The sequence below is a fragment of the Frankia sp. AgKG'84/4 genome (genome assembly GCF_023242965.2).
GTDB lineage: Bacteria > Actinomycetota > Actinomycetes > Frankiales > Frankiaceae > Frankia.
In genome coordinates, this window is record NZ_JALKFU020000816.1 from 1 (window position 1) to 1,029 (window position 1,029).

Annotated in this window: 1 protein-coding gene; it reads right to left on the reverse strand. The window is 75.1% G+C overall.

Annotation, left to right across the window (positions count from 1 at the left end; genetic code table 11):
• Positions 1-1,029, reverse strand: a 1,029-nt coding sequence (locus tag MXD58_RS25425) for a SpnB-like Rossmann fold domain-containing protein (protein WP_518478684.1), incomplete at both ends; no start/stop codon positions are given.

The following is a 1,029-nucleotide window of genomic DNA, read 5'->3' on the forward strand; positions in this document are numbered from 1 at the left end:
GCCGGGGGCTGCGCGGTGCGGGGACGAGCCGGCGGGCCAGCAGCCCCGCCGGGCGCACGGCCAGCTCCGTCTCGCCGGTCGCACCTCGCAGGGCTGTCGCTGTCAGCTCGGCCGCGCGCGGGTCAAGCTGCTCCGGCAGGTCGACGATCCCGCCCCACCTAGTCGGATGCTCCACTGCGGCGACCGCGGCGAGACCCCACAGCAGCGCGTCGCCCGGCCGCGTCACGACGTCGGCGGCGGCGGTGGACACGGCCCCCGTGGTGCAGACCCACAACGGCACGTCAAGATCGATTTCCTCCAGGGCCTGGAGCAACGCGATGGTCGCGACGGTGCCGACCGGAGTCGCCGAGGCGTCCGGATGCGGCCGCTCGTCGAGGGCGAGCAGGGACAGCACGCCCGTCACCGGCTTCGTGCCACCCTCGGTCGTCGGCGCCGCGGGGTCGTCGAGCAGGCGGCGCAGTTCCCCGGCCAGGCTCGTCCGGTCCTGCGTGGAGGCATCGACGCTCAGCAGCCGGACCTCGGCGCCGGCACCCGCGAGCGCGTCCCGGATGGTGCTGGTCCGTGGGTCGTCGCGGTGCTCGGCGGGCAGGACCACGAGCCAGTCGCCGGGCCGCGTCGAAGGGGCGTCCGCGACCGGGCGCCAGGCGATCCGATGCCGCCAGGAGTCCGCGGTCGACGCGGTGACCCGGTTCTCCCACCAGGACGTCAGTGCCGGCAGCACGCTGGCGAGGGCCATCTGATCGGTCGGGTCCGAAAGACCCAGCGTGGCGGCCAGCGTCGGCGCGTCGGCCTCCCGGACGGTGTCCCAGAACTCGGCGCCCACCGTGTCCAACGGATCGGCGGCCCGGTCGACCACGGCTGCCGGCGGCTCACTGAGCCAGTAGCGCTGGCGTTGGAAGGGGTAGGTGGGGAGGGCTCGGGTGAGGTGGCTCGCGGCGGTGCCGGTGGCGGCGGTGGTGAGGGTGGTGTGGGTGGGGGTGTGGCCGTGGGTGTGGAGGGTGGCGAGGGCGGTGCTGAGGGTGGTGAGGG